Annotated in this window: 21 protein-coding genes and 1 tRNA gene; 7 read left to right on the top strand and 15 right to left on the bottom strand. The window is 44.2% G+C overall.

The features are described from left to right. Window positions 1-126: 126 nt before the first annotated feature. From K6G33_RS10705 to K6G33_RS10730, 6 genes are all read right to left on the bottom strand, one after another. Window positions 127-288: a hypothetical protein gene (locus K6G33_RS10705; protein ID WP_296779264.1), complete on the bottom strand. Its 162-nt coding sequence runs from the start codon at window positions 286-288 to the stop codon at window positions 127-129. A gap of 140 nt (window positions 289-428) precedes the next feature. After that, window positions 429-983, bottom strand: coding sequence for an N-terminal phage integrase SAM-like domain-containing protein (locus K6G33_RS10710; protein ID WP_296779266.1), 555 nt, complete (start codon window positions 981-983; stop codon window positions 429-431). Window positions 984-1,431: 448 nt separating this feature from the next. After that, window positions 1,432-1,713 (bottom strand): hypothetical protein, encoded by a 282-nt coding sequence (locus tag K6G33_RS10715; RefSeq protein WP_296779267.1) that lies wholly within the window; start codon window positions 1,711-1,713, stop codon window positions 1,432-1,434. A 252-nt stretch (window positions 1,714-1,965) separates the two neighbouring features. Beyond that, window positions 1,966-2,208, bottom strand: a complete 243-nt coding sequence (locus K6G33_RS10720) for a DUF3781 domain-containing protein (RefSeq protein ID WP_296779268.1) — start codon at window positions 2,206-2,208, stop codon at window positions 1,966-1,968. Beyond that, on the bottom strand, window positions 2,208-3,476 hold the full coding sequence (locus K6G33_RS10725; RefSeq protein ID WP_296779270.1) for a DUF1015 domain-containing protein: 1,269 nt from the start codon (window positions 3,474-3,476) through the stop codon (window positions 2,208-2,210). The genes K6G33_RS10720 and K6G33_RS10725 overlap by 1 nt, the downstream gene beginning before the upstream one ends. A gap of 116 nt (window positions 3,477-3,592) precedes the next feature. Beyond that, complete coding sequence (locus tag K6G33_RS10730; RefSeq protein WP_296779271.1) at window positions 3,593-4,147, bottom strand: nucleoside triphosphate pyrophosphatase; 555 nt, start codon at window positions 4,145-4,147, stop codon at window positions 3,593-3,595. Window positions 4,148-4,440: 293 nt separating this feature from the next. Between K6G33_RS10730 and K6G33_RS10735 the strand changes: the two genes are divergently transcribed. Further along, window positions 4,441-5,991 (top strand): MATE family efflux transporter, encoded by a 1,551-nt coding sequence (locus tag K6G33_RS10735; RefSeq protein WP_296779273.1) that lies wholly within the window; start codon window positions 4,441-4,443, stop codon window positions 5,989-5,991. A gap of 122 nt (window positions 5,992-6,113) precedes the next feature. Beyond that, window positions 6,114-6,185: transfer RNA gene (locus K6G33_RS10740), tRNA-Gln, on the top strand. Between the two features lie 123 nt (window positions 6,186-6,308). On the opposite strand, the gene K6G33_RS10745 is transcribed toward K6G33_RS10740, so the two are convergent. Beyond that, entirely contained in the window at window positions 6,309-8,948 is a 2,640-nt protein-coding gene (locus tag K6G33_RS10745) for a CotH kinase family protein (protein WP_296779275.1), read from the bottom strand. Between the two features lie 586 nt (window positions 8,949-9,534). Between K6G33_RS10745 and K6G33_RS10750 the strand changes: the two genes are divergently transcribed. After that, a complete protein-coding gene (locus tag K6G33_RS10750) occupies window positions 9,535-10,017 on the top strand; it encodes a dCMP deaminase family protein (protein ID WP_296779405.1) in 483 nt (160 codons plus the stop codon). 122 nt (window positions 10,018-10,139) lie between these two features. Further along, a complete protein-coding gene (locus K6G33_RS10755) occupies window positions 10,140-10,892 on the top strand; it encodes a radical SAM protein (protein ID WP_296779277.1) in 753 nt (250 codons plus the stop codon). 170 nt (window positions 10,893-11,062) lie between these two features. Here K6G33_RS10755 and K6G33_RS10760 read toward each other — a convergent pair whose 3' ends face one another. Then, window positions 11,063-12,994, bottom strand: coding sequence for a GGDEF domain-containing protein (locus tag K6G33_RS10760; protein ID WP_296779279.1), 1,932 nt, complete (start codon window positions 12,992-12,994; stop codon window positions 11,063-11,065). A gap of 371 nt (window positions 12,995-13,365) precedes the next feature. Between K6G33_RS10760 and K6G33_RS10765 the strand changes: the two genes are divergently transcribed. From K6G33_RS10765 to K6G33_RS10775, 3 genes are all read left to right on the top strand, one after another. Next, window positions 13,366-13,896, top strand: coding sequence for an inorganic diphosphatase (locus K6G33_RS10765; protein ID WP_296779280.1), 531 nt, complete (start codon window positions 13,366-13,368; stop codon window positions 13,894-13,896). Window positions 13,897-13,971: 75 nt separating this feature from the next. After that, window positions 13,972-15,117: a ribose-phosphate pyrophosphokinase gene (locus K6G33_RS10770; protein WP_296779283.1), complete on the top strand. Its 1,146-nt coding sequence runs from the start codon at window positions 13,972-13,974 to the stop codon at window positions 15,115-15,117. 181 nt (window positions 15,118-15,298) lie between these two features. After that, window positions 15,299-18,265: an ABC transporter ATP-binding protein/permease gene (locus K6G33_RS10775; RefSeq protein ID WP_296779285.1), complete on the top strand. Its 2,967-nt coding sequence runs from the start codon at window positions 15,299-15,301 to the stop codon at window positions 18,263-18,265. 261 nt (window positions 18,266-18,526) lie between these two features. Here K6G33_RS10775 and K6G33_RS10780 read toward each other — a convergent pair whose 3' ends face one another. The 7 genes from K6G33_RS10780 to K6G33_RS10810 all read right to left on the bottom strand — a co-directional run bounded on the left by K6G33_RS10780 (window position 18,527) and on the right by K6G33_RS10810 (window position 24,569). Further along, window positions 18,527-19,516, bottom strand: a complete 990-nt coding sequence (locus K6G33_RS10780; RefSeq protein ID WP_296779286.1) for a guanosine polyphosphate pyrophosphohydrolase — start codon at window positions 19,514-19,516, stop codon at window positions 18,527-18,529. Window positions 19,517-19,520: 4 nt separating this feature from the next. Then, on the bottom strand, window positions 19,521-19,715 hold the full coding sequence (locus K6G33_RS10785; RefSeq protein ID WP_296779288.1) for a hypothetical protein: 195 nt from the start codon (window positions 19,713-19,715) through the stop codon (window positions 19,521-19,523). Window positions 19,716-19,724: 9 nt separating this feature from the next. Then, complete coding sequence (locus K6G33_RS10790) at window positions 19,725-20,648, bottom strand: M14 family metallopeptidase (RefSeq protein ID WP_296779290.1); 924 nt, start codon at window positions 20,646-20,648, stop codon at window positions 19,725-19,727. Continuing rightward, the gene (locus K6G33_RS10795) at window positions 20,648-21,586 is read right to left on the bottom strand and encodes a M14 family metallopeptidase (RefSeq protein WP_296779292.1); all 939 of its coding nucleotides are present in this window, start codon (window positions 21,584-21,586) and stop codon (window positions 20,648-20,650) included. The genes K6G33_RS10790 and K6G33_RS10795 overlap by 1 nt, the downstream gene beginning before the upstream one ends. Before the next feature lie 91 nt (window positions 21,587-21,677). Then, on the bottom strand, window positions 21,678-22,448 hold the full coding sequence (locus tag K6G33_RS10800) for a transglutaminase family protein (protein ID WP_296779295.1): 771 nt from the start codon (window positions 22,446-22,448) through the stop codon (window positions 21,678-21,680). Then, window positions 22,445-23,146: an alpha-E domain-containing protein gene (locus K6G33_RS10805; protein WP_296779296.1), complete on the bottom strand. Its 702-nt coding sequence runs from the start codon at window positions 23,144-23,146 to the stop codon at window positions 22,445-22,447. The genes K6G33_RS10800 and K6G33_RS10805 overlap by 4 nt, the downstream gene beginning before the upstream one ends. Window positions 23,147-23,234: 88 nt before the next feature. Continuing rightward, window positions 23,235-24,569 carry a circularly permuted type 2 ATP-grasp protein gene (locus K6G33_RS10810; RefSeq protein ID WP_296779297.1) on the bottom strand — a complete coding sequence of 445 codons (1,335 nt, stop codon included), beginning with the start codon at window positions 24,567-24,569 and terminating at the stop codon, window positions 23,235-23,237. Window positions 24,570-24,640 lie beyond the last annotated feature (71 nt).

A 24,640-nucleotide genomic window follows, 5' to 3' on the forward strand; every position in this document is an offset into this window, starting at 1 on the left:
TCGTATTCCTCCTATGTCTAATTTAGTCCTGTTTACTCCATAGACTATTTTAGATACTCTAATTTAGTCTATGGACTCGCTTAGACTTTATTATACATCAGATTCCTTTTGGAAGGAATACGTCCTTTATTTTACGCTTACCATTGAAAGCGGTAAATGTGTTGATATATTAGTATAAAATGCATTTGGGAATTTTGATTTAATATATGGAAAAGCACTGTCAAAAATAATTTCATCGCCTAAATTTAAAGTGCTTATTGACGGATTATACAATACTATTTGCTTCATATCCAGACACCTTTCTGTTATTTGATTTCACTTATGATTGAGATGTTGCTTTTTATACGTTACTCTTTTCAATATATGTTAAACATAGCATATGGGCAAACATAAAAATAAGAAAATAGTAAGGAGTTTCAAAGCCTACATTAGTTGATACAATAGCCCACCAGCTTCTTCTGCTGTTCATCGTCCATTTTGTGAGGCTTTTTCTTTTCCGCTTTCGGGAGCGACACGTTTTTTAGCGACAGCTTAAAGGAATATTCCTCCTGCGCATACGCCAAAAGTTCCTTGAAAACGGTGAATAGGTCACGCACATAGCCTGCGGACAGTCCGCTGTCCACTTTTTCCTTTATAAAAGCGTTAATCGTGGCTGAATTGATCGAAGTGCAGAGCATTTCCCCAAAATACGGCAGGATATGCTTCTCGAATTTCATCGTATAGTTGGCGTATGTAGACTCCTTAACACGGTTCACGATAGCATTGAGCCACTCGCCGTATACCTTTTTAATAGTAATGCATCTGCCGGAGAGATAATTGCTTTCGATCTCACGGGCTATGCGGAGCTTCTGCTCGGCTTCATCGTAGGACTTGCCATAGACATATTGATAGACAGGCTTTCCGTTCGACTCATGGTCGATAATGAATCGCCCCATAAAACGCCCGTCTTTACGCTTTGTGATTGTCTCTCTATCTTGCAGCATAATGTCTCTCCTTTTCTTCTTTTACTCCATCGTAAAATACAAACAGTATATTCAACACTATATATTACAGATAAATCATTCTACCATGATAAATGTGTAGCAATTAACGAAAAACCAAGCTCGGCAGTTTGTGAAAATCGCCTAATTTGTAAGAAAATTTTCGTATCTGCTTGATTTTGTATACATCAAGTAGTATAATATAAATATATTAGTGTATATTGTTTCCTATATCGTTTCAAGTCTCTGTCCAGTGATTTGAAGCGGTACGGAGCAGTTTTCTCGAAATTTGTAATTTTGCGAAATACAGGTTTCGGATAGAATGATTAGAATTATACTAAATAAAAAAAGAGTATCAACCCCCTATCTTATAGGAGATTGATACTCTTTTTGCTATATTTTGCTTTTAGCGGTATAAGGTCACTTTCGGGATACTACCCATTTTGGAATCTTATCTTGGTATGAAGCAATGCTGAAGGGCATAGAAAAAGGCGGGTATGAGTATTGTCGCATACTTGTTCCTGATATGGTTCACGCCGCAGCCAAGGTACAGACCGTCCTCGGCAAGAGCGGTCGTAACAGGCAGGACTGCGATGTTCAGCACAGCTGATATCAGCGGTATGGGCTCGACCATCATAGGCGAAGAATAGGGGAGAACTCCGTAACATATATAGCCTGCTATGTAAAGCCCTGCCATTCCTATCATAATGAAGCCGATTATCGGCAGGATCATTTTTTTTACAGGAGTTTTTCCTTTTTGCAGACCGACGAGCTCGCTGTAACTGCTTCCTGTTCGTTTAGCAGAAATGACCAGAAAAATAATAGTTGCTGCGTTAACGATGCTTGCGATTATTGACCACCAACTGCTGATATCGTCAACTTTCTGTTAAGTGATAAATGCTCCTGCGAGAAAGATGACAAGGAATAAAATGCAGCGGGCAGGGAGAAAGCATTTCAGACAGCTTGTATTTTTCATTCTGACACCTCAGTTATCTTTTATTTTATGAGCGGTTATAATCGTATAGCTGTAAGCATTTACAGTGATGATACAGCCGTTCACGGTTATGTACCAGTTCTTGCCGCGGCGCTCGATAACAGCGTCGGGCGAAAGTATCTTTTCCCTGCACCATTCCACAGCATCATCGTGATCGAGGGAAAGATTCCTCTTTATACGAACTGCGCCAAGCTCCGTGGTATGGAGCTTGGCGATATTGTTCAGTAATTCCATTATTCAGTAATTCTGCGAGTTTCGATGTAGAATCTCTTATCCTCAGCGTGTCCCATTGAGAATGTCTTTCGTGGGAGCGCTCCGTCCTTGATAACGGTAGGGAAGAGCTGCGACTTGTCCATATCAGGAAGAACGAATGAAATGCCGTTGTGCTTCTCGGCGAGAGACTTAACAGTATCAGCACCGTGGATATAGTCGATCTTGCCGCCGTTTGCCTTGATATAGCTGTCAAGGAAGTTCTGGAGCGAACCAACGGAAAGATTTGAGGACTTCTTGTTGATGTAGAGCTTCTTCTCGGAGCCGCCGCATGAGCAGATAACGTACTGGTCGGACTCCTTAGTCTCGGAAAGATCAAGTGCGGAAGTGAGCTCGTTTATGAGCTTTTCGCAGTCTACATCGTATACAAGGCGGTGTATAGCCTCGAATTTGAGAGCGTCGCTGTGGAGATTAACGATCTCGGCAAGTGCATAGCGAGCAGGGTGATTTGAGAGATCCTTGTCCGGGTTAGCTTTTTTCAGCTGCTCGTAGAACTCCTTTGCGGTAGCGAGAGAGTGGTTGCCGTCGCCCATAGCATAGAGGAGTACAGGAGTTTTGCTGAGACCGTACTTCTTGCAGAAAGTGTCGGGGTCAGCAAGTGCGCAGAGAGCCTTGTCGATAGTCTCCTGTGCGGACTTGTCTACCAGCCAGCCCTTGATGCTGCCGCCGTTCTGCATAAGCTCGAAATCGTAGAGCTTTCTGTCGTCGGAAACTGTCTTTGCGAGCGGCTCGATAACAGTATTGTCAGGATCGTCAATAAGTATCATAATATGGGGGAGCTCAAGAGGTGCGCCCTGTCTTACCTTGATACGGGGAGGTATACGCTCGATGACAGTAGCTTCGGTAGCTCTTACCTCGGAGGTGCTGCCCTTTGAGAAGTCGTACTTTTCGAGGTCGATAGCGCCAACGATGCCCTGACGGAGGATACCGTTGCTCTGGGTGCGCTCAACGTATACCATAGCGTCCTTATATTCTGTGAAAATACCGTCTGCAAGGTACTTGTCCATAGCTGTGTGGATATTGTCTATGCGCTGTGCAACTCCGTCCTGCTCAAGATAAAGCTCGGGGAGGATAAGGTTCAGCGTTGACGGAGCGTTTCCGACTGTAGCGCTGACCTCGTCCCAGTACTCAGGCTCACTGGTGTACTGGTCGCAGGCGATAACAGACCACTTGTGCATATCGCAGTCCTTGGGAATAAGAATGTCAGCAGAATGAAATGCGGTTGAGTTCATGGTAAATACTCCTTTATAGTTATTGGTTTTTAGTGCTTAGTGATTAGATATTTGTAGGGGCGGGTTTCGCTCGCCCGTGATATTTTATCGTGACCTGCGGATGCGCAATGCGCTGTCTACAGAGCACTTTTCAGTTCATTGAACAGTCTGCCGACAGGCAGTCCCACCACGTTGAAGAAGTCGCCGTCGATGTGGGAGATAAGAGCCGAGCCGCGTCCCTGTATACCGTAGCCGCCAGCCTTGTCATAGGGCTCGTCAGTGTCGGCGTAGGCTTCTATCTCAGCTTGGGTAAGCTCTCGAAAAGTAACATCTGTCATCTCTGAAAATGAGCTTGCCTTTCCGCCGCAGATTATGCAGCAGCCCGTGATGACCTGATGTGTTCTGCCTGACAGCTTCGATATATCGGTTATGCACTGAGCTTTGTCCTTGGGCTTGCCTAATATCTCGCTGCCAAGTATTACGGTCGTATCGCAGCCGATGACTATGCAGTCAGGGTACTTCTCAGCCGCAGCTTTTGCTTTCAGTACAGCAAGGTACTCGGAAGCCGCTGTCGGCTCGATATTATCGGGGAGAGTTTCGTCACAGTCCGTGGAGACTGCCTCGAAGTCCTCGGTTATGTATCTCATCAGTTCTCGCCGTCTTGGCGATGCCGAAGCAAGTATAATTTTCATGAGTTCTCCTTAAAGTATCTTTTACAATGCATAATTTTTAACTGTTAAGTTTTGTGGACTAAATTATTTTTGATTAATTAACGTAATTATGCTATATTAATTATTTTACCACATCTGGATAGAGCTGTCAAGGTCAAAAATGATAGCTGGTTGTTGAAAATGCATTATGATTGACAAAAAGTATTGATAAATTTTTACTATATCATTTTTGTGCCGCTTATTGTTTTTTGTCGTTAAATGTTGTATAATTAATTAGAATTTATGAATTGAAAAAAAGAAGGTTAGGAAAAATTATGTATGACAGAGCTTTAGACGGACCTCCCGTCGGCTATGGCGGACCTCCTCGCGGCAAAGGTGGACCGCCCCAGGGTGCAGGCGGACCACCACCGGGTGCAGGAGGGCCACCACCGGGTGTAGGCGGACCACCACCGGGTGCAGGAGGGCCACCGCGGGGTGCAGGAGGCCCCCCTGGAGGACCTATGGGCAATCCTCTTGGAAATGCCCCTGTGCGCTCACTTATGATAAAATTTGCTATCCCGAGTATCATTGGTATGCTGGTAAGTGCCCTATACAATATGGTAGACCAGCTGTTCATCGGCAAGGCAGTAGGTACTCTCGGAAATACGGCAACTTCTATCGCATTCCCTTTTACTACGGGCTGTATGGCGCTTGCATTGCTGTTCGGCATTGGCGGTGCATCGTGCTTCAACCTTACAATGGGAATGGGCGACAAAAAAAGAGCGCCTTATTTTGCAGGAAACGCGCTTACACTTCTTGTTGTGAGCGGCATCATTCTTTCAACGGTCACGTTATTGTATCTTACACCGCTTCTTAAACGTTTTGGAGCAACACCTGCGGTGCTTCCGTATGCGAAGGAATATGTCAGGTATACAGCATTCGGCTTCCCGTTCCTGATACTCACAGCGGGCGGCGGTCATATAATCCGTGCGGACGGAAGTCCGAAGATGACAATGATATGCAACATTACAGGTGCGGTCATAAATACTATTCTTGACGCAGTGTTCGTTCTCGGCCTTGGCTGGGGAATGAAGGGAGCTGCTATTGCTACAGTTATCGGACAGTTCGCTGCGGCAGTCATTGTTATCGTATACTGTATGAACTTCAAGACCGTCTACCTTTTTGGAAGGCATCTTCTCCCGTCAGGCAGTATCATAAGCAGGATTTGCTCGATCGGTATGGCTTCGTGTTTCAATCAGCTTGCTATTGCCATTGTGCAGATAGTTCTGAACAATTCTCTCAGACATTACGGTGCAGCTTCTCATTACGGTGCGGAAGACCCGATCGCTGTTGCAGGTATCGTAATGAAGGTAAATATGATCGTATTCTCAATAGTTATCGGACTTGCCCAGGGTACACAGCCAATTGAGAGCTTCAACTACGGTGCAAAGAAGTACGATCGTGTAAGGAGCGCATTCTGGATGGCTGTGAAAGCAGGCACAGTGATATCAATTGTTGCTTTTGTGCTGTTCCAGCTTTTCCCGAGGCAGATACTGGGGGCATTTGCAAATGAAAACGCAAGCGAAGGATATTATGAGTTTGGTGCGAAGTTCTTCAGGATATTCCTGTTCTTCACATGGATCAACGGATTGCAGCCTATAACATCAACATTCTTCACTTCAATAGGCAAGTCGATAAAGGGCGTGTTCCTGTCGCTTACGAGACAGATACTGTTCTTCCTGCCGCTTCTGATATGTCTGCCGCTCATTTTCGGCATAAACGGTATCACCTATACAGGACCGATTGCGGACGGACTTTCTGCTGTTGTGGCGATCTTGATGGCGATGCATGAATTTAAGCTCATGCGTGAGCTCGAATGGTACTGATTCGGCGGTATATGGTCGAAAGCTTTCAGTCTATCGGAAACGATATAAAGTTAAAATAAAAATAAAAATCCTGCGGTATTGATTTATTGCAGGATTTTTGTTATAATATTATGGTGATATTTTGGGGTGTAGCCAAGCGGTAAGGCACAGGACTTTGACTCCTGCACTCGTGGGTTCAAATCCCGCCGCCCCAACTGACTCAGCACCGCAGGTCGGCATAGCCGATCTGCGGTGCTTTTTATATTAGAAAAGCTCACCCGTTTCGTATGAAGTAGGTGAGCTTTCTGTTGCTGTTTGGTTATAATAAACTGTTGATATTACGAGAGGTCTTCGAGTATAGCTTTTCTCATGCTTACGACATCGAAGATGTCAAGTTTGCCGTCGACACAGAGGTCGCCGTTTTCCCATTCCTGGAGAACAGCATTCTTGTCTCCTGATATCCATCTCTGCATAAGTACGAGGTCGGCAACATTGAATTTTCCGTCTGCGTTTACGTCGCCGAGGATACTTTCCTCAGTTTCGCCCTCGTAGACTGCTTCGATCTGTGCAACTGAATCAAGCTTGATGCTGATAGATGCTGAGTTTACATCGCCGTCTGTTATCTGTGCGCCTTTTATCTTCCAGTGTGAGAAGGTCTTACCTTCAGCGGGGTGAGCCGAGACAGTGATATCATAGTCGGAGTGGTACTTTCCACTCCATTTGCCGTCAGTATCGAGGTGGAGGGTATTGAGGTCTATTGTACCGTTGTTTATGCGGTTCACAACGGTAAGGCTGCAAGCCTCTGATGAGAGCTTCAAGGCTGACCTTGTGGTTCGTTCAGCATATGAGAAGCGGTTTGCATAGAAATTAGAGATCGTTGAGTAGGCGTTCTCAAAAGTTCTTTCGCCGTTTGAGCCTGACATACTTCTTGACTGGAAACGTGCAAAGGTATCGAGTACCTGCTGTTTGTAGTTCTCTTTATAGCTGTTTATAACGGTCTTTGTCTTTTCGGGTGTGAAGTTGTAGTTTGCGAGATCCATAAATGTTCTTGCGAAATCAAGACGGAACTCCTGATTTTCGAGAAGCTTGTTGAACATCTTGCTGAAATCGTCATTGCTCTGACTTAAACGTTGGTAGCAGTCGGCGTTTACGGATTTGTCATTGCTGCCGTAAAGACCTTGTCCTGACTCCGTATCAAAGAGCACAGGTCTCCATTTTCCGTCTGCATAAGGATTTGTCTCATCTATAGCATCTGAGCGCCACATAATGTAGTTGCGTTTTGGCCAGTCTGCATTAGCCCAGTATATCTGAGCTGCTACATAGTCCATATAAGCCTGTATATCGACCTTGCTGCAAAATTCTTCGTATGATAACCTGCCCTCCGAAGATGCTTTTACAAGCTCATTCCAGTCGTTGAGATCCTTGTCAGTGCCTTCTTCGAGCTCGCCGTTCTTTATCATGGCGATATCGCTTTTCTTAACACCGAAGTGAGAGCTGAGATAGCTTTTATCGGTTTTTTCGAGGACCTGATAGATGCCCCAGAATTCGCCGTCGATGAATACGACTGCTGCTGAAGAAGCCTGATAAGCAAATGATCTGTCGGTTATAAGGCTCTGGTTTATGGAGTCTCTGAAGAATGCGGCTGTGTTGTCATTTCCGCCGTTCCTGAGGACTATGCCCTCGTATTTTTTAATAGCCTTGCCGTTCTTGGCTTTTGTTGCAGTACCTGAGAAGAAGTCGTATTCAAGCTCAGATTTGCCGTAGTCCTGACGGGCGTATATATTGAAGCTCTTCTGCGGGAGACAGCGTGAATAGTTGCCCTTGATGCGAATACCAACGTTCTGCTCAAGCATTTTTTCGCCGTTCTCGAAAAGAGTGAAGCTTGCAGGACGCTCCCATTCTCTGCCCTTCTTTGAGTAGTTTGCGATAATATCCCAGACGTTGACCATTCTGATGCTGCCTGCACGAGGATCCTTTCCGCCGCCTGCGGGTTTGTTTTCTTCGTCGTAGGCTTTTCCGAGGCAGTAGATACCTTTATCGTAATCAAAGAGATTATCTGGATCGGTGACAAGTGAGACCACTTTCATATTAGGGTAGTATCCCGAATTGGTCTTGCCGATGAAATATGTGTTTGTAACGATATCGCTGACGCGCCCCTCTTTATCAACGGATACAGCGCGGATAACAGCGGCCTTATCGACCTTTTTGTTGGGTTCTTCGGCTCTGTTTGGCGTGATATCCGTTCTTGCACTGAGACGGTTCTCGGTATCGCTCATATCCTTTATATCGATAGGAGCTTCATATTTTTTTGATCCTGTGGTCGGATCGCTGCAGTCTGTAGTATAGTAAACGGTGCAGCCTTCCTCAGCAGTCAGTGTCAGCTCGAAACTGCTGTCGTAGAAGCCGCTCTCCTTTGAGAATACAGGCTGACGAACAGCAGCGCTTCCTTCGGGAGCTGCGTTGGTCTTTTCAGGAGTACAGCTGAGTGTATAGAATTCACCGCTGCCGTCGGGGTACTGTCCGTATGAAGTATCGGAGGCGAGTGCTCCGAAAGTGATGGTATGAACTGTATTGCCTTTAGCGTCTGTGAGCAGGAGCGTTTCGCCCGATGAAGAAAGACCGAATGGAGCGATATTGCTGTTGGTCAGGGCAGCGTTGCTGTCGCAGAAGACAATAAGCCTTTCACCTGCGCGGATACGAGTAGCGTCAGGGAATACATAGCGGTATGGTTCTTCTGACTTGTCCGAGATGCCCCAGCCTGATATGTTGGCATCTTCCTTGCTGCTGTTGAAAAGCTCGATCCAGTCATAGCAGCTGCCGTCAGCTGCCTGATAAGATGTATTCTTTGAGCAGACCTCGTTGAATGTGACAGCGCTGCCTGTGGTCTCGGCTTTTGCAGGGAAATAAGCAGCTGCCTGCATGATGAGACAAAGGCAGAGCAGTCCCACAGTGGTTTTTCTCCTGAATTGTTTTTTCATGTTTTCCTCCTATTTTTTATTTAAGCTTTTCGCCGGTGCTTTGGCGTTAAGATACTGATCCGCTTTTCTTTTTTTCTTTAAGCGTTGTTCCGTATGAAAAAATAGGAATACAGAAAGGGCTTAAAATTGCATAGCCTTGTCAGCAATTTCAAAGTTAGTAGTTAGTTTGAAAAGTTGTTCGGTTAGAGCGTTGCAGCTGATAACTTATTTCTGTTCACTATTTACTAATTGCTCATATCAACGAGCAGCCCAGTGTTTTTTTATATTATACCACATATTAAATCAAATTTCAATATGAGAGTCACTTATTTTAATTTAATAACAGATAATTAAAAAGATATTAAGATACAAATAAAATGTTTTCGCGGTGTCTGTTGCTATTTTTGCGATAATGTGTTATAAGCGCGGAGTCCGCGCAGCTATGTTCGCGGCAGAGAAATGAAAAGCGGAAGTTTGTTCCCGCGAGTGTTGCTATTTTTGCGATTATGTGTTATAATTTATATAAATAAAAGCAGTTATCATTTATGTATACAGAATTCACTTATATAGTATACGCAGGACTTTTTCTGAAATCGGGGTGATCTATCTGAAAAGACAAGATTATATTAGCTGGGACGAATATTTTATGGGCATTGCTATGCTGTCTGCCCAGCGAAGCAAGGATAATTCCACACAGGTCGGTGCCTGTATCGTCAATGACAAGCACAAGATAGTTTCTGTCGGATATAATGGTATGCCAACCGGCTGCGACGACGATGATATGCCGTGGGAGCGTGATGGGGACAACACACTCGACACAAAGTATCCCTTTGTTTGTCACGCTGAGCTGAATGCTATACTCAACAGCAGCTTTGGCAGCCTCAGCGGCTGTACTCTGTACGTGACGCTTTTTCCGTGCAACGAGTGCGCAAAGGCAATAATACAGTCGGGGATAAAACGAGTGGTGTACTTCCAGAATAAATATGCCGAGACTGACAGCGTAAAGGCTTCGTGTATCCTTTTCAGCAAGTGCGGTGTCGAGGTGGAGGAGTACTCCGCAAGCGGCAAGGACATAGTTTTATCTGTCTAAGGAGGCAAAGGTGAGAAAACGAATTAACTGCTCGGTGCAGTAAGAAGGGAACGGCGCATCGGGTAAGAAATGTTCCCATACTGCACCTGTAATGATATTATTCTTATAAAGGAGCAGTTGATATGAACGAATATACAAGAAATATTGAACGCATAGAGTTCGTTGTAACAATGGGCTGTACGGGAAAGTGCAGGCATTGCAGCGAGGGAGACCACAAATTCAGCGGTGAGCACATTGACGGCGCTATCGCTGCCGGAGCTGTTGAAGATGTTTGCAGGCATTACCGCATTAAGTCGCTGATGACATTCGGAGGAGAACCGCTTTTGTATCCCGAGGACGTATGCAAGATACATGAAGCGGCAAAAAGAGCCGGCATACCGAAGCGCGAGGTCATTACGAATGGATTTTTCAGCAGGGATAAACGGCGGATAGAAGAAACTGCGGAAATGCTGGCGGCAAGCGGCGTGAACCGCATCATGCTGTCGGTCGATGCTTTCCATCAGGAGACGATACCGATAGAGTATGTTGAGGCTTTTGCCGAAAGCGTTAAAAAAACGGGAGTTCTTCTCGAACTTCACCCTGCATGGCTCGTCAGAAGGGAAGCGGACAATCCTTATAATGCGGCGACGCGGACGATTCTGGAACACTTTTCTGCAAAAGAGTATGAAGTTTCGGAGGGGAATATTATCTTTCCAAAAGGAAATGCACTGAAATTTCTCGGAGAATATTTTGATGGTGCGCAGGCAGTGTCTGATCCATATGAGGACGATCCGAGAGATATACGTGCACTGTGTTTTGATCATGACGGCAGCGTTCTGGACGGAAATATCTATAATACGTCTGCTGTTGATATTATAAACTCATACATACCATAAAAAAACAAGCCCGAAATTAAAGTCGGTACTTATACAGAAGATTTTACGTGAGATATTGAGAAAAAACCTTTTGAAAAAGGGAACGGGGGAAACCTTTCTTCAGAAAGGTTTCCCCCGATTATTTCGTGTAAAGTTTCTATATGAGTATCTTGCTTATTTCGGACTTGTTTTTATAAATTTTCCGGGTAATGGGACTTTTTCCTGCGTTTTTCGCTGTACATTTTTTTATCGGCTTCCGTGACAAAATAGAAAATATCCGTTCCTGGTTTTGGAGTTGCGATGACAAATCCGGTGCTTGCAGCAAGAGAGAAAGGCTCGGTGTGACTATTATTTCGCGTAACGATGTTACGGTTGATGCGTTTTGTCAGTTCATGAGCGTCCTTCTCGGTATAATCCGCCGCAAAAACGATGAACTCGTCGCCGCCGAAACGGCAGAATACTTCGCCGTTTGTACAGGAATCGCGCAGTACATGAGCAATTGACCATATAGCCCTATCGCCCATACTGTGTCCGTAGGTGTCATTGATGCCCTTGAGACCGTCCAGATCTATGAACATAAGCATTATGCTTCGCTGCTGTTCGGTACACTGGTGGTACAGCTCGCGGGTGGCATTGACAAATCCGTTCCTGTTGTAAATACCTGAGAAAGTATCTTTTGCGTACAGCTTTCCGAGGCGCACAAGTGCGTATTCCAAGCACATGAGCTTTCTTATATTTTCGAGAGAGTTGCAGATGTTTATGCAGAATGTCTCGAACATTATGTTCTGAAATGTCAGACGTTTGCTGCGTATGACCATATAACCGAGACATCGTTCGCCAAAGTGCAGAGGAGTGATATAGTACAGCTTTCCTTCTTTCTTCTCGTGAGCAACTGGCGGGAAGATATCGCTCGATTTAATTTTGCCGCATTCTATGAATTTTCCGTCGACATAAGCTATCTCAACATTCACATAGTCCGTATACGCCATTGGCACAGGCGGTTCAGCGCCCTCCATGACAGTTGACCTGTCGATAGCCGATTCAGAGTCCCAATTGTCACAGAGACAGAAGTAAAATTCATCGGGGCGTATCTCTACAGCAGCCTGCTTGAGAGCTGCGATGTACTCTCTGAAGTTGTTGCAGGCGAGGAGCTGAGTGGACATTCTGTTAAGAACAGCCATATAGTTCTGGATATTTTCAAAGTTGGAGTAATTTCTGTAATTGAGCTCCTTTATTTCGGAAAGATTGGTCACAGCGTTATGACCGCAGCCGCAGCTCTCTGTGAAACGAGCTGACATATTCAGAATGATGTTTCTTTCCTGAGGCATATTCCTGAAATGGTTGTAGAGCATTTTGCAGGCGAGCCTGCCTGACAGTCTGAGGGGACGGTCGACAGATGTGAGCTCTACGCGGTAATTATGAGTACTGTAGGTGTTGTCGAAGCCTGTTACGGCAACGTCCTCGGGGACACTGAAGCCCTCTGAGACCAGCTTGGTAATAGCTGACGAAGCCATGACATCATTTGCGCAGATTACAGCCTGAGGCATTTCGGAAAAATGCCTCATGAAATGCTCTACAGCAGCTTTTGCCGACGGAGCACGGAAGTCACCGTAATATATGGCTTCATCGTTGATCTTTATACCGTGTTCATGCAGTACCGTGCAGAAGGCCGCAAGTCGGTCAGCGCTTTCGGGGTTGTCGTCGGGACCCGATATATATGCGAATCTTGTGAAGCCGTGAACATTGATCAAATGTTCGGTTATATCGCGCATAGCAGTCCTGTTGTCTATGCCGATATGGTAGAAAAACGGCAGATCATTGTCTATACTGACAGCAGGAATACCTGCGATTCTGATTCTTGTTATTATGTCATTGACTACAGGCTGATGCGAAAGGGTATTTGTGAGAAGAATAGCACCGTCAAAGTCGCCGAAATCAGGTAAATTAAAGATATTGAACTCACCCATGTCGTGGCGCGGGTTGTTCATATCTCCGCTGAATGAGGTGAAGGCACATATATTGAGTCCGAATTCGATTGCTGCTGCTGATATTCCATTCAGTATAGAGCTCTGGTAGCTCTGACCGATCTCTTCAACGATAAGAGCGATCCTGTATTCACGCATAAAATCCCTCCCTTTGTCCATAAATCTCATCTCTAAAAACAAACTTTATATATATATTACTATATTCTTTTGAAAAAATCAATAGATTTTTATTATTATTTTCATTAGCAATATTCATTTTTTATTAACAGTACTATACAAATAGTTATTGTTGGGATATAAATTACAAGCATTTAATTATTTTGGAAAAGTCGAAAAAAGTCTCCGATTTTGGGATAATTTATAATAAATGCCGAAAATCAAGGCGTATATTGACAAATCACAAAAAAATGGTATACTAATTTGTAGGGGATAACGTCATTATTAATGGCTTATCAAATATTTCCGTTGCTGTGTGTGGTACACGGACGGATACGCTTCGGAGGGAATTTATGAATATCTGGCACAAGATCAGTCCAAAAAGAATAAATCCCGATGATTTCATTGCGGTGATCGAGATAGGAAAGGGAAGCAAGATCAAGTATGAGCTTGACAAGGAGACAGGTCTTATTAAAATGGACCGTATCCTCTATACTTCCACTCATTACCCTGCGAATTACGGATTTATCCCGAGGACTTATTCAGACGATAACGACCCCCTTGATGTTCTGGTGCTCTGTTCTGAACAGCTCATGCCGCTGACATTGGTAAGATGCTATCCTATAGGAGTTATCAGAATGCTTGATAACGGTCACCGTGATGATAAGATCATTGCGATACCTTTTGAAGATCCTAACTATAATATGTATAAGGATATCGAGGAACTTCCAAAGCACATTTTTGACGAAATGACACATTTCTTCACTGTTTACAAGGAACTTGAAAACAAAACAACAGCCGTTAACGAGGTCGATCATGCCGACGTTGCGAAAACTATCATAAGCGGAGATATTGAGCGCTATATTGATAACTTCTGCAAGTGAGCACGGCTTTGACCGAAAAATGACTAAAAAGCGAAAGGAGTATCGCACGGTATAACTTCGTGCGAAAAAAGGGTTATGACAGCTTCAAGTGAAATTTTATTCGGCAGCGATTCAAATGTCGCACCAATCGGTATCATTGCAATGAACAGCGTTACAGAGCTGGGCAAGAAGATCGACGATTATCTCGTTGACTGGGCAGGAAAGGGCGGCATCAATGTTGATTCCTTCCTCGTAGAGAGCGAATGCCCTCGTTTTTCATCAGGCGACGGTAAGGGTCTTATCAAGTCCACTATTCGCGGAAAGGATCTCTTTATCATCATTGATGTAGGCAATTACAGCATAAAGTATGATTATTTCGGAATGCAGAATGCCATGTCTCCTGACGACCACTTTCAGGATCTTAAGAGAATAATCCAGGCTGCAAGCGGTAAGGCTCACCGTATCACTGTTATTATGCCGACCTTATACGGCGGCCGTCAGCACAGAAGAAGCTACCGCGAGTCTCTTGACTGTGCCTGCGCACTTCAGGAGCTGGAGGCAATGGGAGTATCAAATATCGTAACTTTTGATGCTCATGACCCAAGAGTACAGAACGCTATCCCGCTTATGGGCTTTGATAATGTTATGCCGACATATCAGGTGCTCAAGGCAATGCTCAAGGATATCAAGGATATCAACTTCAATAAGGACAATTTCATGGTAGTCAGCCCTGACGAAGGTGCTCTTAACCGTAATATGTACTACGCTTCAGTTCTTGGCGTAGAGATGGGTATGTTCTACAAGAGAAGAGACTATTCAACTATAGTTAACGGAAGAAATCCTATCGTTGCTCACGAATATCTCGGCAATCCTGTTGAAGGCAAGGACATATTTGTTTCTGATGATATCATCTCATCAGGCGAATCCATGCTTGATCTGGCTTATGCTCTTAAAGAAAAGAAGGCAGGCAGGATCTTCACTTATGCTACTTATACTATCTTCACAAACGGTCTTGACAAGTTTGACAAGGCTTACGAAGAGGGTGTTATTGACGGTGTATTCGGTACAAACCTCACATACAGAACACCTGAGCTCCTCAGCAGACCTTGGTTCCATGAGGTAGATGTTTCAAAGTATATAGCATATTTCATTGAAGCTATAAATCATGATGTTTCGATCAGCAAGATCATTGATCCTCATACAAAGATCGAGACACTTCTCAAGAAGTACGGCATGAAGTAATTGATATAAATAAAAAAGGCACTGTTCACAAACAGTGCCTTTTTGCTTTATGAAAAATGTGTGATGGTTTTGTTAAATTATACAATGTGATTGACAATTATTCGTCAAAGTGCTATAATAAAGAATGTAAATTTTAATTTACAGTGTCATGTAATAGTAAAAAGATTTGAAGGGGGATTTTATGCTTCAACTTAAAGACATTGTGAAGAAGTATGGCACGGGCGAAAACATCGTGAATGCTCTGAACGGAGTAAGTGTTACATTTCGCGAAAATGAGTTTGTGGCTATACTCGGACATTCGGGCTGCGGCAAAACGACGCTGCTCAACATCATCGGAGGTCTCGATCACTATACGTCGGGAGACCTTGTCATCAATGGGGTATCAACTAAGGAATACAAGGACAGGGACTGGGACGCTTACAGAAACCATTCTATAGGCTTCATTTTTCAGAGCTATAACCTTATCCCACACCAGACAGTACTTTCAAATGTAGAGCTTGCTCTTACTATCTCAGGCGTATCAAAGGCCGAACGAAGAAAACGTGCAAAGGAAGCTCTCGAAAAGGTAGGGCTCGGAGATCAGCTCCATAAAAAGCCTAACCAGATGTCAGGTGGTCAGATGCAGCGTGTGGCTATTGCACGAGCTCTTATCAACAATCCTGATATACTGCTTGCCGACGAGCCAACAGGTGCTCTTGACTCTGAGACTTCCATACAGGTCATGGAGCTTCTCAAGGAGATCGCCAAGGATAAGCTCGTTATCATGGTAACGCATAACCCTGAGCTCGCAGATCAGTACGCTACACGTATCATAAAGATAAAGGACGGTAAGCTTACAGGTGACAGTGACCCGTATAAGTCCGGAGGATCAAAGGATAAATCGTCAGAAAATAAGAAAAAAAGAGTTTCAATGTCATTCGGTACTGCGGTTTCTCTTTCACTCAATAATCTCCTTACAAAAAAGGGAAGAACTCTCCTGACGGCTTTTGCAGGCTCTATCGGTATCATCGGTATAGCACTTATCCTTTCGCTCGCAACAGGTATCAATGAGTATATCGACAATATCCAGGAGGAGACCCTGTCATCCTATCCTCTGGAGATAATGCGCGAAAATACCGACACCTCCGGTATGATGGAGGCGCTTATGCAGAATCAGAAGGAGTACGAGAGCCGCGAGTTCAGAGACGATACGGTATACGCAAATACTCAGGTATATGATATGTTCAATTCCTTCAATACGTCTGCAAAACAGATAAACAACATGAAGGATTTCAAGACTTTCCTTGATAATGACAGCGTTATCGCCGAGAAAGCTACCTCCATCGGATATTCTTACGATGTTAAGATGCCTATATACACAGAATCTCCGTCGGGAGATATAATCAAGGTAGACTTCATGGATATGTACAGCAAGGCAATGGGAATGACTGATTCCGATATAATGGCAGCTTCCATGAATAACCCTATGGCAGGTATGGAGATGCAGGCGTTCGGTCTAAATGTCATGCAGGAGCTTCTCCCTGGTGAGAACGGCGAAACTATCAGCCCGCTTATCAAGGAGCAGTATGATATTGTAAACGGAAAGTGGCCTGAGAATTACGATGAAGCAGTTGTTATTCTCCGCAAAAACAACGAACTTCCTGATATAATCGCGTATGCAATGGGTCTCAAGGATCAGGAGGGCTTCAACGAGAAGCTCAAGGCAATAATGAGCAATCAGGAGATCAAGGATTACGGTCAGCTCGAATGGAGCTTCGACGATATCAAGAACAAGAAGTTCAAGATGGTAATGCCTTGTGAATACTATCAGAAAGATCTCGCAGGAAACGGCTATAACGACCTGACTTCAACAGAAACAGGTCTTGATTATATCTACGGCGCTGACAATATGGGCACAGATATTAAGATAGTCGGATTTATCCGTGCAAAGGAAGACGTAAAGGCTCCTATGCTGAACAGCTATATCGGATATACTTCAAAGCTTACGAAGTATGTTATCGACACTACAAATAACAGTGATATAGTTAAAGAACAGACAGCTGACAAAGAGAACGATATCATTACAGGTCAGAAGTTCATGACTGACGATTACGTTGAACCTACTCCCGAGGAAAAAGCTGAAACCGTAAAGGCATTCATAAAGAAAGCCGATACTGATACAAAGGCTGACATCTTCCGTCTTGTGGCGGCTCAGCCTGATACTGCACAGGCTGATGCACAGGTTGCAGCTGCTATGAAGGACTTTGACAGGAATGAGTTTATAAAACAGATAACGGATATGTACTCCAATGAGCTTGGCGTAGATACATCACAGATCACATCATTTGTTGCACAGATGAGCGATGAGGAGATAAAGAGCTATGCGGAGCAGGCTATCCGTGAGCAGATCGCTCAGGAGTATGCAAAGATGTCTCAGGAGAAGCTTGGCTCGCTTACGAATGACGAACTTGCAGCAATGCTTGATTCTGCCGAAATAAGCCTTGATAACTACGGTGTGATATTTGAAAAGTATACTCCCGAGGAAATATCAGATTCTACCTATGATGATAACCTGAAGCTTCTCGGCGTTGCCGATGAGAGCGATCCTTCTGCAATACACATCTACGTTAAGAGCTTCGAGGACAAGGACGATATATCCGATGCAATAGAACGCTATAATGACAGCGTTAAGGAAGCAGATGTGATACACTATACCGATATGGTAGCGCTCCTTATGTCATCTATAACAAGCATCATCAGCGGTATTTCTTATCTGCTGATCGCATTTGTCGGCATATCGCTCGTGGTTTCCTCAATAATGATAGGAATCATCACATATATATCCGTTCTTGAGCGTACACGAGAGATCGGTATACTCAGAGCTATCGGTGCTTCAAAGCGAAATGTCAGAACTGTTTTCAATGCTGAAACGCTTCTTGTGGGACTTACAGCAGGACTTATAGGTATCGGCGTGTCGGTACTTCTGACTATCCCGATAAACTTTATCATCCACTCAGTGACAAGTCTTGACACGCTCCGTGCGCACGTTCCTGTGGTTGGAGCTGCCGTGCTTATATTCATCAGCATGATGCTCACACTTATAGCAGGACTGATACCGTCAGGAGTTGCGGCAAGAAAAGACCCTGTTGAAGCTCTGAGGACTGAATGATTTAACTGTTGATGCTCCAAAGAGAGTATTTGATACTTCATCTTTCACAATAGACAAATATATATAAAGGACGCTGCGGAAAAACGTAAGCGTCCTTTTTCTATGTATAATATGTGGAGGTAAAAATGACTGAACAATATAAGTTTGATACTGATATAGAAGCTTTTGTACTGATTATTGAGGAAAACTTTTCTCAGGAAGGTTTCCCGCGATAAAACAATATAAACTTTTATATGGGCATTAACTTTATGTAGTGCAGACTTAATCAATAAGGTCGTTCTGGAAGCGTGACAAATGCTCGAAAGGCAGGATCTGACGTCCTCTGAAAAGTCCGCAGCCGTCGTTGATGAGCTGATTGTTGATAGCGCTGAACATATTTACGTCGATATTGGCAAGTTCAAGCTCCTGGAGCTTTGTAAGCCTTTCATAAGCTTCGTCAAAATATATGCATTCGCCTATAGGTATCTCATCGCGTTTGGTACGTCTTGCGCTCTGTAATTTTTCATATCCGAAATGATTTGCGTCACCTATTTCTGCAAAATCGTCCATCTCCTTGGTACGAAGCTGCAATTCCGTATAGCACCGTGCAAGATTGTCGTAGAAAGTAATATGCAGGGACTGGTATCCCGTACTGCGGGGACCTGAAACATAATCCCTGTAATACGGTCTGACAGCTTCTTTAAGGCGTTCGGAATACCTGTCCTCGGAAAATCCCGAAAGCTCTGCTGTAAAGCCTCTTTCTTCGAGAAATTCAGGCAGGACATCTGCTATTTCATACAGATATTTCAGTTCCACATCTCTTTTCTCATCATTTTCGGAGATATGACAGGCAGGCATTGATATAACGATGCGGTAGGCGATGAGGTCGCGGAAGCAGATCAGCCTGCTTTTTATCTCGGCTTCTGACGGGAATTTTCCGTTTTTCTTGTAATATTTGTAGATGAATTCGAGGATATAACCGTTGAATTTCTCCTCAGCGCGTATCAGTGATTTTATGCGGCCTTTGAAAGTGAAAGCCAGAAACGGGTATTCTCTTGTCATATATTTGTAGAATTCCTTTATTCTCTGAGACTGAGAGGTAAGGAAGTCATTATGTTCGAGCAGCTCAATTATCTGTATAAGGAAATTAGAGTGTGCAAGATCGATACTGTTATGCGTTTCTTTTGCGTTTTCTCTCAGATCGTTTGCATATCTGTGCAGGATTTTCAGCACAGTATTTCCTGAAAACAAGTAATCATTCAAAGATATCATGGGTCTACTCCTCTTTCTTTATTGATGTGACAGTGGTAGTGCTGGTCGAAGTAACAGTGGTAGAAGTTGAAGTGTTAGAGGTTTTGACAGTTGAAGTACTTTCGGAAGATTCAGTGCTGCCGTTTACTGTCAATGTAATAATAGTATTTCCGTCTGGGGATACAATTGTTTTTGTCTGTGAGAATTCTTTCCTGTTCATATTTTTCTCCTATTTGATTATCTTGAAGCATACTGTATTAGAATTTATCAGCGGGGAGCAGTACTCAAAATAAACTGTGCCCGAGACTGTGCTCCTTATCTCGGAAATGATCTCTCCGTCGAAAGGGTCGGAAATTATACCGAGGATATCGCCTCGTTCCACACGCTTGCCGATCTCGATACAGCTTTTGAAAATGCCTGCTGCTTCCGAGCGTATCTGCTTTGTCTTGCTTTCATCTATCAGTTTTGTGATATATCCGGGTGGAGTATTTGCGCTTATCATGTCATGCTTGTCGAGGAAGCGCAGTATGGCGTATACTGCCTCATCAGCGGCATTTTCATCAATAACGTCTGTAGCGTTAGCGTATACCGAGAAGGCTTTTGTTTCCCAGATCTGCCAGTTGTAGTTGAGCGTAGTCGTGTCATAAGGTCTTGGTTTGCGGAGTATTCCGAACTGAAGTCCGAAATCCTTCATCAGTTCAGGAGAAGCAAAGCCTGTATCCATCATCTTGACGTGGGGCAGGAAATTGCCCTGCTGATAGAAGCTCGCAAGCTGTATGCCGTATTCATAGCCCTGTATCTTTGAAAACAGACCGTCTGCGATACGCTGCGTAGTTTCACCCAGACTGTACCCCGGGAACATTCTGTTAATGTCGGTATTATCCATTGCCCAGAAGCGCTTTCCGATATTCATAGAGTAGTAATTCACGCACGGAATGACCATGATCTCGGTATCTTCTGCTATAAGACCTTTTGCTTCGATTATTTTCAATTCCTGTATCATTCGGCTGCAAACGTACATTTGCTGGACTTCGTTTCCGCGCATGGCACCGACGATAGCAGCTGATTTCTTACCGTGACCGAAACGGAAGCCTATAACGTCAAGCTGTTCACGATACGGAGATTTCAGTGAATACAATATTTGTTTCTTCATTATTCTGTACCTCCTGCAGCAGGCTTCAGTATTCTTGCAAGCAGAGAACCGCCGTATACGACCGGATATTCGCGAAGAGTAAACACCAGTCCATCACATACCGCTTCCACAGTTTCTACAGTTTTTGAAGACAGCGGATCAACTACATCGCCGATGTGATCGCCTTTTTCAACGGTATCTCCGAAGCTGACGCAAGGCACAAAGATTCCTGCCGCGTCAGAATTTACAAAGCCGACCTCCCGCCCCTCAGACACTATGGGTTCGCGTACAGGAGCAGTTTCTCCGCTCCACATACCAAGCTCGTTCAGGAGATTCAAGATGCCGTCAAAAAGCTGATCACAGTATTCCTTTGTTATACGCATACCCACGCCCATCTCAACAACGAGAGTCTTTGTTCCTATTGTATTGAGGGTATGGGCGAGGGTAGATTCAAGAACAGTTGCGGATTCGTGTATCCATACAAGATCCGCGTTCATCATTTTAGCGTAGGGGAGAAGTGCAGGTGCAGTAGGCACACTTATACGTATCTGCGGAATCTCTTTGAGGAAGATATTGCTTGAATGAACGTCAACGCACACATCTGAACCGCTTATATCGTCGATTATCATTGAGCAGAGCACCTCTATCATAGTACCGTCTTTTGAGCCGGGGAAAACTCTGTTCATATCGAGATCAAACATGGGGACACCGCGCGTCAGCGAGTCGATACCCATAGGATTCAGTGCAGGATAAATGTCAACGATGCCGTTAAGACATTCTATGTGCTCATCAATATAAGAGCCTATCATGTATGCAAGATATTGTCCTTCAAGCTCATCACCGTGAGTACCTGTCACAAGGCTCAGTCTTTTCTTGCTGCTGCCGTTTTTGATACGCCGTTTCTGAATGTTAAGGTTTTCATTGACTGCAAGAGCCGCAGACGCAATTGTTTCTATCATTGTTAATTCACCTCTTTAGCAGTTTAGGTGCAGTATTCGGGCGGAAAATATTCGCCCCTGCTTTTGCGGAAATGTATGCCGATACCTTTGGTCAGGTAAGTAATGAGCGAACTAATTGAAGCTGCTGGGTATACCTGCCGAACATTACGCCTCTGTCAATGGCACAGTCGCGGAAATCGCGTCCCATAGATATCACGAGGTAATCATCGTTTACGGGACAGTTATTTGCGGGATCAATACCTTCCCAGTGGTCGCCTGTCCAGTATTCCACCCATGAATGAGTTTCGCCGTCACAGAATGCAAGTCCCGCGATATATCTTGCAGGGATACCGTCCATTCTCAGAAGTGAGATAAGTATATGTGAGAAATCCTGACAAACGCCTGCCCTTAGTGCAAAGGCTTCTGCGGCAGTAGTAGCAGTAGTAGTTACGCCTTTTTTGTACTCTATGAGGTCAGAGAGGATATCGCTGAAATATACAGCCTTCTCAGGTGCATTTCCATTGTACTTATCCTTCAGCTCTGAGTAGAATTTTATTAGTCCGTCGTCAGGAGCGGTGAACTCCGACTGATAAAGGTAGCATGGCATAAGGGATGAGCTGTGCTTTGTGGAATCCACCTCCGCTGTTCCCTTGATGTCGAAATCAAGGAAGCGGTGGTCGCCGTGGATATAGCCTGCCGTCACGTTATTACCGAAAGCGTCAACAGTCTGTTTTGTTGAAACAGTCGGGGAGATATTGAGACTGCACGAGAGGATCTTCTGAGCTTCTGTATCAGGAGGGATTATCCTGAGAGCAAAGCTGTGATCGTGGACGTAATCGTCAAATGTAAGCTTTGTTGAGAAGCTGAAATTAAGTTTTTTCATACTGTTGCCTCCATTGGATCAAACAGGTGTTCAAGGCTTTGTATCGCCTTATCGCTGCCAAGCTTATAGTCATCTTCCGTACCAAGTATCTCGACAACGGTACACAAATATTTGGTGTTGTAACGGTAAGGGGTGTCTTTGGGTACGCGGTGAAGATTCTTGCAAAGCCTGATAAACTCCTTTTCAACTGTTGCAAAGGGATATTTCATTCTCATATACAGATCGAGGCGCTCGATAGTTTTCCCGATATATATGATATTTCTTATCTCATCGTCGTAGATATGTTCATTCACACTGCCCCAGAAGCTGTAGAGGATATCCTTCAAGGGGAGCAGTGAAAGTCGGACGTTTGCTTTACTCTGTGAACTTATAAGTGTATCCTTTGCCATTTGAAGGAAGGAAAGGGTCTTTGTAGATATCTCCTCACGAAGCACGATACCGTTATCGTAAGCCCTTTCGAGGCTGTATGCCGCAGAATTCTGATTACTGCCGTCATAGAGAAAGCTGTGGATAAAATCGTGGCTGTCCTTATATTTATCGGGCAGTCCGAAGTATCCGAGATATTCTGTATAGCCGTGTCTGCCATCGATCATTCTATCATACAGTTTGTCAAGTGACCTGAGCGTTATGAAAAATCTTTCAGTGTAACGTCCAAGCCAGTAAAGGCGGTCGCTGTGTTCCTTTGATATATTTGTCATAAATTCTCCTTTCTATCATTAGCATTTAGCAGCATTTCATCAGCTCACAATTACAGGCTGATGGTGTGCGGCTATTGCATGATAGCTGTTATTTTAGTACCCACGTATCTTTGAAGCCTCCTCCTTGTGATGAATTGACTACAAATGAATCGGGATTTCGTGAAAATCTTGTAAGTCCCGAAGCCCAGACTTTTGTGGTTTCGCCCGAAAGCACGAATGCTCTCAGGTCTGCTTTTCGCATTACAGTTTCACCTTCTTCAAGTATAGGGAGATCAAGGAAGTCAATAACTTCCTGAGCTATAAAGCGTCTTGGTTCGGCAATTATAGTCTTACGGAACTCCTCAAGCTTTTCTTTTGTAAGATTTCTGCCGAAGACTACTCCGTAACCGCCTGCTTCAGCAACGTCCTTGATAACGAGTTTATCAATTTTTTCCATGACATATTTCATATCATCTTCATAGAAGGGGAGATATGTCGGGGCATTTTTGAGTATAGGTTCTTCGCCGAGGTAATATTTTATCATCTTCGGTACGAAATAATATATGCCCTTGTCGTCTGCGACTCCGTTGCCCGGAGCGTTGATAATACCGACGTTTCCGCTGCGGTAAGCCTCCATAAGATTTGGTATGCCTATGAGAGATTCAGGCAGGAAAGTCAGCGGATCGAGATACTCGTCGGCGATACGTCTGTACAGCACACCTATTCTTGTTTTGCCGCCTGAGTAAGTTCGCTGATAGAGGATATTGTCCTCGACGAAAAGCTCGTCGTTCTGAACGAGCACCGAGCCTGTATGCTCTGCAAGATAGGAATGCTCAAAGTAAGCGGCGTTATATCTTCCGGGAGTAAGTATAGCGCTTATACCGCCGCAGTTTGCATATTCCATGGTTTCCTTCAGCAGCCTTGCGTAGTTTCGGTTATCAATGATCTCGTTTTCTGAAGATGCATGAGGTGCGGCGATCCTTGTCAGTTCACGGGCTATTAGGGGATAAGAGGCACCCGAGGGGATACGCAGATTATCCTCAAGGATATACCATTCGCCGTCCTTAGCCTGAACAAGGTCGATGCCCGAGATATGGCTGTATATTTTGTTTCTGGGAGTTATACCCTCGCACTGTGCAAGATAGCCCTTTGAGATGTAAATGAAATTTTCAGGGATAATGCCGTCTTTTACGATGTTTTTATCGTGATAAATATCAAAAAGGAACTCATTCAGTGCATTCACACGCTGAACAAGTCCCTTTTCAATGCTTTTGAAATCCTCCGAAGAAATAACACGGGGGATAGGATCAAAAGGAAAGAATTGCTCGTTGAAAACACCGTTTTTGTATATACCGAATTTTACACCGTAACGTCTTAGAAGTTCGTTTATCTCATCTGCATTGCCAACAGGCTTTGTAAACTGCTTATTATTTTGCTGTGTCATTATTACCACTCCAATCATCAACAAAAACGGCGCCTATCCATGCGGATAAGCGCCGTTGCTTGCTTTATTAC

The sequence above is a fragment of the Ruminococcus sp. genome, from assembly GCF_024691275.1.
GTDB lineage: Bacteria > Bacillota > Clostridia > Oscillospirales > Ruminococcaceae > Ruminococcus.

Bases quoted from the DNA above. Each gene is read 5' to 3' on its own strand.
- K6G33_RS10705 (WP_296779264.1), bottom strand. From the start codon at position 288: ATGAAGCAAATAGTATTGTATAATCCGTCAATAAGCACTTTAAATTTA.
- K6G33_RS10710 (WP_296779266.1), bottom strand. From the start codon at position 983: ATGCTGCAAGATAGAGAGACAATCACAAAGCGTAAAGACGGGCGTTTT.
- K6G33_RS10715 (WP_296779267.1), bottom strand. From the start codon at position 1,713: ATGATCCTGCCGATAATCGGCTTCATTATGATAGGAATGGCAGGGCTT.
- K6G33_RS10720 (WP_296779268.1), bottom strand. From the start codon at position 2,208: ATGGAATTACTGAACAATATCGCCAAGCTCCATACCACGGAGCTTGGC.
- K6G33_RS10725 (WP_296779270.1), bottom strand. From the start codon at position 3,476: ATGAACTCAACCGCATTTCATTCTGCTGACATTCTTATTCCCAAGGAC.
- K6G33_RS10730 (WP_296779271.1), bottom strand. From the start codon at position 4,147: ATGAAAATTATACTTGCTTCGGCATCGCCAAGACGGCGAGAACTGATG.
- K6G33_RS10735 (WP_296779273.1), top strand. From the start codon at position 4,441: ATGTATGACAGAGCTTTAGACGGACCTCCCGTCGGCTATGGCGGACCT.
- K6G33_RS10745 (WP_296779275.1), bottom strand. From the start codon at position 8,948: ATGAAAAAACAATTCAGGAGAAAAACCACTGTGGGACTGCTCTGCCTT.
- K6G33_RS10755 (WP_296779277.1), top strand. From the start codon at position 10,140: ATGAACGAATATACAAGAAATATTGAACGCATAGAGTTCGTTGTAACA.
- K6G33_RS10760 (WP_296779279.1), bottom strand. From the start codon at position 12,994: ATGCGTGAATACAGGATCGCTCTTATCGTTGAAGAGATCGGTCAGAGC.
- K6G33_RS10765 (WP_296779280.1), top strand. From the start codon at position 13,366: ATGAATATCTGGCACAAGATCAGTCCAAAAAGAATAAATCCCGATGAT.
- K6G33_RS10770 (WP_296779283.1), top strand. From the start codon at position 13,972: ATGACAGCTTCAAGTGAAATTTTATTCGGCAGCGATTCAAATGTCGCA.
- K6G33_RS10775 (WP_296779285.1), top strand. From the start codon at position 15,299: ATGCTTCAACTTAAAGACATTGTGAAGAAGTATGGCACGGGCGAAAAC.
- K6G33_RS10780 (WP_296779286.1), bottom strand. From the start codon at position 19,516: ATGATATCTTTGAATGATTACTTGTTTTCAGGAAATACTGTGCTGAAA.
- K6G33_RS10785 (WP_296779288.1), bottom strand. From the start codon at position 19,715: ATGAACAGGAAAGAATTCTCACAGACAAAAACAATTGTATCCCCAGAC.
- K6G33_RS10790 (WP_296779290.1), bottom strand. From the start codon at position 20,648: ATGAAGAAACAAATATTGTATTCACTGAAATCTCCGTATCGTGAACAG.
- K6G33_RS10795 (WP_296779292.1), bottom strand. From the start codon at position 21,586: ATGATAGAAACAATTGCGTCTGCGGCTCTTGCAGTCAATGAAAACCTT.
- K6G33_RS10800 (WP_296779295.1), bottom strand. From the start codon at position 22,448: ATGAAAAAACTTAATTTCAGCTTCTCAACAAAGCTTACATTTGACGAT.
- K6G33_RS10805 (WP_296779296.1), bottom strand. From the start codon at position 23,146: ATGACAAATATATCAAAGGAACACAGCGACCGCCTTTACTGGCTTGGA.
- K6G33_RS10810 (WP_296779297.1), bottom strand. From the start codon at position 24,569: ATGACACAGCAAAATAATAAGCAGTTTACAAAGCCTGTTGGCAATGCA.